Below are 7280 nucleotides of genomic sequence, written 5' to 3' on the forward strand. Positions count from 1 at the left end.
AGCAGACTGTTTTCCGCGGCTGATAGCGAGGTCCTCAAAAAATGTTCGTCAACCGCCGCGATGTGCAGATCCAGTGGGGCGACTGCGATCCCGCCAATATCGTCTACTATCCGCGCTACTTCGCGATGTTCGACGATGCGACCTCCGTCATGTTCGAGGCGGCCGGGTTTTCCAAGCAGGACATCGTCCGCCGCTATGGCCTGGTCGGCATTCCCATGGTCGACACCCGCGCGAAATTCTACATCCCCTCGACCTATGGCGAATGGATCACGATCGAGAGCCGGATCGAGAGCATCAAGCGCTCGTCGTTCGACGTCACCCACAAGGTGTTCAAGGGCGAGGCGCTGGCGATCGAAGGCTTCGAGACCCGGGTGCTGGTCGGACGCGATCCGGCCGACCCGGACAAGCTGAAATCGACGCCGTTCCCGGAGGAGATGCGAGCCAAATTCCTCGGCGAATGAGGTGCGGAATGGGTGCGACATGCGACCGTCTTAAGGATATTCAGCTGTCGTGCTTTGGTCGGATGGTGAGAAGTGATCTTCTCGTGTTCAATGCTATGATCACGGTTGGACACATAATCGGCCGGCCTATAGGAAGACGTCCCGGACAAGGGGGCGGGACTGCAAACAGGGATCGGCGGATCACGAGCTGAACCGAAAAGATTGAGGGAGGATTTTATGAGGAAGGCCTATCTGGCTGCGGCTGGCGTCATCGCGATGCTCGCGTCGGCCCCGGCGCTGGCGCAGACCAGCGAGATCACCATCGGCATCACCACGACCACGACAGGTCCGGGCGCGGCGCTCGGCATCCCCGAGCGCAATGCGCTGGAGTTCGTGCCGAAGGAGATCGGCGGCGTGCCGCTGAAGGTGATCGTGCTCGACGACGGCGGCGATCCGACCACGGCGACCACCAACGCCCGCCGCTTCGTGACCGAATCCAAGGCCGACATCATCATGGGCTCGGCGCTGACCCCGCCGACCATCGCGGTCTCCAACGTCGCCAATGAAGCCGGCATTCCGCATTTCGGCCTGGCGCCGTTCCCGGTCACGCCGGAGCGAACGAAGTGGTCGGTGGTGATGCCGCAGCCGGTGCCGATCATGGGCAAGGTGCTCTACGAGCACATGAAGGCGCACAACATCAAGACCGTCGGCTACATCGGCTACTCCGATTCCTACGGCGATCTCTGGTTCAACGACCTGAAGAACCAGGCCGTGCCGATGGGCATCACCATCGCCGACGAGGAGCGCTTCGCGCGTCCCGACACGTCGGTGACCGGCCAGGTGCTCAAGCTGGTCGCGGCGAACCCGGATGCGATCCTGGTCGGCGCCTCCGGTACAGCGGCGGCGCTGCCGCAGACCGAGCTGCGCGAGCGCGGCTATCAGGGCCTGATCTACCAGACGCACGGCGCGGCGAGCATGGACTTCATCCGCATCGCCGGCAAGGCGGCGGAAGGCGTGATCATGGCCTCCGGCCCGGTGATGTCGCCGGAGACCCAGGACGACAGCGCGCTCACCAAGAAGCCCGGCCTCGAGCTGAACAAGGCCTATGAAGCCAAGTACGGCCCGAACAGCCGCAGCCAGTTCGCCGGCCACTCCTTCGATGCGTTCGAGATCCTCAAGCGCGTCATTCCGGTGGCGCTGAAGACCGCGAAGCCCGGCACGCCGGAGTTCCGCGAGGCGATCCGCCAGGCGCTGCTGAGCGAGAAGGACCTCGCGGCCTCGCAGGGCGTCTACAACTTCACCGAAAAGGATCGCTCGGGCCTCGACGACCGCGCTCGCATCATCCTGACCGTGAAGGACGGCAAATACGTCCCGGCCAAGTGAGCGGATAGACCATAGCTTCGATTGAGAAAGGCCGGCTCGATGAGCCGGCCTTTCGGCTATCTGGACCGAGAGTTTTTAGCTTTCTGGGAGACCCCCCGATGATCTTCGCCCCCACCGGCGCCACGCGTCTCCACATCATCATCGGCGATCCCATCGCGCAGGTGCGGTCGCCGGCGGGTGTCAGCGAAGCCTTCGCGGATCGCGAGAGCGACGCGATCCTGGTCGCGGTCCAGGTCGCGGCTGCTGATCTCGCCGACTTCCTGGCGACGATGACGCGGGTGAAAAATCTCGATGGCATCGTCGCGACCATCCCGCACAAATTCGCCTGCTATCGCGCGTGCGCGACGGCGACCGAGCGCGCGCATTTCATTGGCGCGGTGAACCTGATGCGACGGGGGGCGAACGGCCGGTGGCACGGTGACATGGTCGACGGTCTCGGCTTCGTCGGCGCGGCGAACGCCGCCGGCTTCGATCCCGCTGGCGTCCGCGCCTTGCAGGTCGGGGCAGGCGGCGCCGGCTCGGCGATTGCGCTCGCCCTGATCGATGCCGGCGTGCGCGAGCTCGCCATTCACGACAGCGACCCAGGCCGTCGCGATGCGCTGATCGCGCGGCTCAATGAACGCGGCAAGGGCCGCGCGGTTGTCGGCAGCGCTGACGCTGATGGATTCGATATGGTCGTCAATGCAACGCCCGCCGGCATGCAGCCAGGTGATTCCCTGCCGGTCGACATGGCGACGATCAGCCCGTCAGCCTATTGCGGCTGCGTCATCACCAAGCCGGAGGTCTCGCCCTTCATCGCCGCCGCGCGTGAGCGCGGCTGCCTGACGGCGACCGGCACCGACATGTACCGGGCGCTGGAGCGCGTGATGGTCGAATTCCTGTTGTCGAAGGAGGCGCCATCCTGAGACAGCACCTCACCCCATTCGTGTCCGGCTCAGCTCGCGGCCGCCTCGGCAAAGCCGAGATAGCTCGCCGCGACGCGCTGGTCGGTCGCGATCTCGCTCGCTTTGCCGTTCAGCACGAACTCGCCGAGCTCCATGACATAGGCGCGGTCGGCGACCTTCAGCGCGGCCTTGGCGTTCTGCTCGACCAAAAGCACCGAGACGCCTTCCTCGCGCAGCTTTGCGACGATCTCGAAGATGCCGGCGACGATGATCGGCGCGAGACCCAGGCTCGGCTCGTCCAGCATCAGCATCTTCGGCGCGCCCATCAGCGCGCGGCCCATCGCCAGCATCTGCTGCTCGCCGCCGGACAGCGTGCCGGCGAGCTGCTTGCGCCGCTCCTTCAGCTTCGGGAACAGCGTGTAGACGTGCTCGAAGCCGCGGGCCGCATGCGCCTTGGACATTCTGAAGGCGCCGAGTTGGAGATTGTCCTCGACGTTCATGGTCGCGAACAGCTCGCGATGCTCCGGCACCAGGCAGAGGCCGCGCGCGACGCGGTCCTCGATCTCCAGCCGGGCCATGTCCTCGCCCAGGAACGAGACGCGGCCCTTCAGCGGAAACACGCCCATGATGGCGCTGAGCAGGGTGGTCTTGCCGGCGCCGTTGGCGCCGATGATGGTGACGATCTCGTTCTCGGCCACGGTGAGCGAGACCGAGCGGACGGCCTCGACCTTGCCGTAGGAGACGTGGGCGTCGGCGACTTCCAGCAAGGTGCTCATGCGGTGGCTCCGAGATATGCCTTGATCACCTCGGGATTGGTCTTGATCGCGGCGGGTGTGCCCTCGGCGATCTTGGTGCCGAAATCGAGCACCACGATGCGGTCGGCGAGATCCATGACGAAGCCCATGTCGTGCTCGACCAGCAGCACCGACATGCCGCCGGCGCGCAGGTCGCGCAGCAGCGCGCCGAGGCGCTGCTTCTCCATGTGGCGCAGGCCGGCTGCGGGCTCGTCGAGCAACAGCAGCATCGGATCGACGCACAGCGCGCGCGCGATCTCGACGATGCGCTGCTGGCCGAGCGACAGAGAGCCGGCGAGCTGGTGCATCTGGTCGCCCAGTCCAACGCGCTCGATCTGCCGCGCGGCCTCCGCGAGCAGCTTGGCTTCGTCGCCGCGGTCGAGCCGGAACATGCTCGACAGCGCATTCGAGTGGCCGCGCAGATGCGCGCCGATCGCGACGTTCTCCAGCACGGTCATGTCTGGCACCAGCTTGACGTGCTGGAAGGTGCGGGAAATGCCGAGCTTGACGACGTCCTGCGGCGGCGCGTTGCCGACAGCCTTGCCGAGCACCGAGATGTTGCCGGAGGTCGGCGGCAGCACGCCGGTGATCAGGTTGAAGGTCGTGCTCTTGCCGGCGCCGTTGGGGCCGATCAGCGCGACGATCTCGCGGGCCTGGACGTCGAACGAGACGTTGTTGACCGCGACCACGCCGCCGAACTGCTTGCGCGCATTGTCGACCTGCAGCAGCACGCTGGGAGCCGCCGCGGCGCGCTCGCGCGCCGGCAGCTTGATCGAGGTGTCCGGCTTCTTGGCGGCGGGCTTGAACGGCAGCCGCGCGGTCAGCCATGGCCACAGGCCGGTCGGCGCAAGCTGGAGCAGGGTGACAAGCAGGATGCCGAACACGATGGTCTCGAGCTGGCCCTCGCCGTGCAGCAGCAGCGGGAGATAGCTTTGCAGCACCTCCTTCAGCACCACGACGATCGCCGCGCCGAGCACACCGCCCCAGACATAGCCGGCGCCGCCGACGACCGCGACGAACAGATATTCGATGCCGGCCTGGGCGCCGAACGGCGTCGGGTTCACCGCGCGGGTGAAGTGCGCATAGAGCCAGCCGGAGAGGCCGGCGAGCACGGCCGCGTAGATGAACACCAGCAGCTTGGCGCGCGGCGCGTAGACGCCGAACGCTTCGGCGGCGATGTGGCCGCGGCGCAGCGCGCGGATGGCGCGGCCGGTGCGCGAGTCCAGGAGGTTCATCGTCAGCAGGGCGGAGATCAGAACGGCGGCCCAGATCGCGAAATAGATCGTGCCGGGATCGAGCATCCTGAGGCTGCCGATCGACAGCGGCGGGATGCCGGAGATGCCGTCATTGCGGCCGAGGAAGGCGAGCTTGCTGAACAGATAATACAGACCAAGACCCCAGGCGAGCGTGCCGAGCGGCAGATAATGGCCGGACAGCCTGACCGTCACGAGGCCGAGCAGCACCGCCGCAAGGCCGGAGACCAGCAGCGACAGCGGCAGGGTCAGCCAGGGCGAGACGCCATACTGCGTCGAGAGCAGGGCGGTCGTGTAGGCGCCGAAGCCGACGAACGCGGCCTGGCCGAACGAGGTGAGGCCGCCGACGCCGGTCAAGAGCACCAGGCCCATCGCGACCAGCGCGGAGAGGCCGATATTGTCGAGCAGCACGATCCAGAACGGCGGGACGCCCGGGATGAACGGAATAGCCGCGACAATGACGGCAAAGATGATGAGAGGCCAACGCTCGCGCACGGCTCAATCCTTCTCTTCTTCGACCGCGGGCGCGGCGAGCGAACGCAGCAGCAGAACCGGGATCAGCAGCGTGAAGACGATGACTTCCTTGAAGTTCGAGGCGTAGAACGACGAGAACGCCTCGACGATGCCGACGACGATCGCAGCGACCGCCGTCAGCGGATAGCTGATGAGGCCGCCGATGATCGCGGCGATGAACCCCTTCAGGCCGATCAGGAAGCCGGTGTCGTAATAGAGCGTGGTGATCGGGACGATCAGGATGCCCGAGAGCGCGCCGATGGTGGAGGCCAGCAGAAATGCGATCTGGCCGGACAGCGTGGTGCGAATGCCGACCAGGCGGGCGCCGAGCCGGTTGACGGCGGTGGCGCGCAGCGCCTTGCCGTAGAGCGTCAGGCCGAAGAACAGCCAGAGGCCGATGATGAAGGCGATGGTGATGCCGTAGACTGCCATGCCCTGGCCGGTGAAGCGCAGCGAGCCGAGCGTCGCAGTGGCGTTCAGCAAGGTCGGGCCACGCTGGCCCTCGGCGCCGAAGAACAGCAGGCCAAGGCCCTGCAGCGCCAGGTGCACGCCGACCGAGGCGATCAGCAGCACCAGCACCGAGGTGTGGGCGAGCGGCTGGAACACGATCCGATACAGCGACAGGCCGATCGAGGCGACGATCAGCAGCGACAGCACGAGGCTGACGCCGGCCGGCATGCGCTGGTCGGCCGCCCACATGCTGGCGAGCAGGACGACCACGGGGAAGGCGACGTTGAGGCCGAAGGTACGAACGATCTTCGGCGCGTGCAGCGTCTTGCGCATCGCATAGAGGTCGAAGGCAAAGGCCGCGAGGCCGATGACCACGGCGAGCTTCGCGGTGCCGGGCATGCGGCCGGCGGCGAGCGAGGCATAGGTCAGCGCGCCGTAGGTGACGAATTCGCCCTGCGGGATCAGGATCACCCGGGTGACGGCAAAGACCAGCACCAGCGCCAGCCCGAGCAGGGCGTAGATCGCGCCGTTGGTAATGCCGTCCTGCAACAGGAACAGCAAGATCGTTGTGTTCAAGACAGGACGCTCCCCCTCTGTGGTGACCGGGTGCGGGTGGCGCCTGTGCGCCCTCCGCGGGTCGGGGCAGTTGAATTCGGCTGCCCGTGTTTGGTATGGTGGATAACAATTATCGATTATAATCTCAAGGCCGCTGTTCCGGCTGCGGCATTCGAGACCAGGGATGGAAGCAATTGTGATGACTTTGGCGGACCGTGATGGCCGATAGCGCCAAGCCCGTCAGCAAGCGGGACAGCCGTCGGGAAGCTGCCGTAGCCGTCGAGGAGACGCAAGCGGTCCAGCTCGGCGAGCTGTCGGATCTGCTCGGCTATGTGCTGAAACGAGCGCAGTTGAAAGTGTTCGAGGACTTCCTGCGCTGCGTTGCACCGTTGCAGCTGACGCCGGCGCAGTTCTCGGTGCTGCTGCTGCTCGACGCCAATCCCGGCCGCAACCAGACCGAGATCGCCAATACGCTCGGCATCCTCCGGCCCAATTTCGTGTCGCTGCTGGACAGCCTTGAAAGCCGCGAGCTCTGCACCCGCGTCCGCTCGGCCAATGACCGACGCTCGCATATCCTGATGCTGACCGAGAAGGGCAAGGGCGTGCTCGCCCGCGCCAAGAAGCTGGTGGTCTCCAAGCACGAGGCGCGGCTGAACGAGCTGCTCGGCCCGGATGGCCGCGAGGCGCTGCTGGCGATGCTGACCAAGATCGCGGAGGAGTTCTGAAAGCGAGGTGCCCTCAGTCGACCAGGATCACTCTGACGTCGTTGACGTTGGTCAGCGTCGGCCCGGTCTGCAGCAGGCCGCCGGTCGCGGCGAAGAACGCGGTGGCGTCGTTGTTGGCGAGATAGGCCTGCGGATCGAGATTCTGGGCTCGCATCGCCGCGATGACCTCGGCATCGACCAGCGCGCCGGCCGGGTCGGACGCGCTGCCGCCGCCGCCATCGGCGCCGTCGGTGTCGCCGGCGAGCGCCGCGACGCCGTCCATGTCCTGGAGGAGGTCGGCGAG

General features: G+C 66.3%; 8 protein-coding genes. 4 read left to right on the top strand and 4 right to left on the bottom strand.

Translation table 11 applies throughout. The annotated features are described in order from the left end of the window. Positions 1-41 precede the first annotated feature (41 nt). From BRAO375_RS14290 to BRAO375_RS14300, 3 genes are all read left to right on the top strand, one after another. On the top strand, positions 42-461 hold the full coding sequence (locus tag BRAO375_RS14290) for an acyl-CoA thioesterase (RefSeq protein ID WP_009028183.1): 420 nt from the start codon (positions 42-44) through the stop codon (positions 459-461). A 216-nt stretch (positions 462-677) separates the two neighbouring features. Further along, complete coding sequence (locus BRAO375_RS14295) at positions 678-1823, top strand: ABC transporter substrate-binding protein (protein ID WP_009028184.1); 1146 nt, start codon at positions 678-680, stop codon at positions 1821-1823. A 98-nt stretch (positions 1824-1921) separates the two neighbouring features. After that, positions 1922-2728, top strand: coding sequence for a shikimate dehydrogenase family protein (locus tag BRAO375_RS14300; protein ID WP_009028185.1), 807 nt, complete (start codon positions 1922-1924; stop codon positions 2726-2728). A 29-nt stretch (positions 2729-2757) separates the two neighbouring features. On the opposite strand, the gene BRAO375_RS14305 is transcribed toward BRAO375_RS14300, so the two are convergent. Genes BRAO375_RS14305 through BRAO375_RS14315 form a run of 3 tightly spaced genes read right to left on the bottom strand, consistent with a single transcriptional unit; the run spans position 2758 to position 6293 of the window. Next, positions 2758-3483 (bottom strand): ABC transporter ATP-binding protein, encoded by a 726-nt coding sequence (locus BRAO375_RS14305; RefSeq protein WP_009028186.1) that lies wholly within the window; start codon positions 3481-3483, stop codon positions 2758-2760. Then, on the bottom strand, positions 3480-5249 hold the full coding sequence (locus tag BRAO375_RS14310; RefSeq protein WP_009028187.1) for a branched-chain amino acid ABC transporter ATP-binding protein/permease: 1770 nt from the start codon (positions 5247-5249) through the stop codon (positions 3480-3482). The genes BRAO375_RS14305 and BRAO375_RS14310 overlap by 4 nt, the downstream gene beginning before the upstream one ends. 3 nt (positions 5250-5252) lie before the next feature. Further along, the gene (locus BRAO375_RS14315) at positions 5253-6293 is read right to left on the bottom strand and encodes a branched-chain amino acid ABC transporter permease (protein ID WP_035640290.1); all 1041 of its coding nucleotides are present in this window, start codon (positions 6291-6293) and stop codon (positions 5253-5255) included. Positions 6294-6490: 197 nt separating this feature from the next. Here BRAO375_RS14315 and BRAO375_RS14320 point away from each other — a divergent pair, with 197 nt between their 5' ends. Next, positions 6491-6997 carry a MarR family winged helix-turn-helix transcriptional regulator gene (locus BRAO375_RS14320; protein WP_009028189.1) on the top strand — a complete coding sequence of 169 codons (507 nt, stop codon included), beginning with the start codon at positions 6491-6493 and terminating at the stop codon, positions 6995-6997. Positions 6998-7010: 13 nt separating this feature from the next. On the opposite strand, the gene BRAO375_RS14325 is transcribed toward BRAO375_RS14320, so the two are convergent. Further along, a partial coding sequence (locus BRAO375_RS14325) for an MOFRL family protein (protein ID WP_283806069.1) occupies positions 7011-7280 on the bottom strand: 270 nt, incomplete at its 5' end.

Origin of the sequence: Bradyrhizobium sp. ORS 375 (genome assembly GCF_000239775.1) — a bacterium.
Classification (GTDB): Bacteria; Pseudomonadota; Alphaproteobacteria; order Rhizobiales; family Xanthobacteraceae; genus Bradyrhizobium.

Bases quoted from the DNA above. Each gene is read 5' to 3' on its own strand.
- BRAO375_RS14295 (WP_009028184.1), top strand. From the start codon at position 678: ATGAGGAAGGCCTATCTGGCTGCGGCTGGCGTCATCGCGATGCTCGCG.
- BRAO375_RS14305 (WP_009028186.1), bottom strand. From the start codon at position 3,483: ATGAGCACCTTGCTGGAAGTCGCCGACGCCCACGTCTCCTACGGCAAG.
- BRAO375_RS14320 (WP_009028189.1), top strand. From the start codon at position 6,491: ATGGCCGATAGCGCCAAGCCCGTCAGCAAGCGGGACAGCCGTCGGGAA.
- BRAO375_RS14300 (WP_009028185.1), top strand. From the start codon at position 1,922: ATGATCTTCGCCCCCACCGGCGCCACGCGTCTCCACATCATCATCGGC.
- BRAO375_RS14290 (WP_009028183.1), top strand. From the start codon at position 42: ATGTTCGTCAACCGCCGCGATGTGCAGATCCAGTGGGGCGACTGCGAT.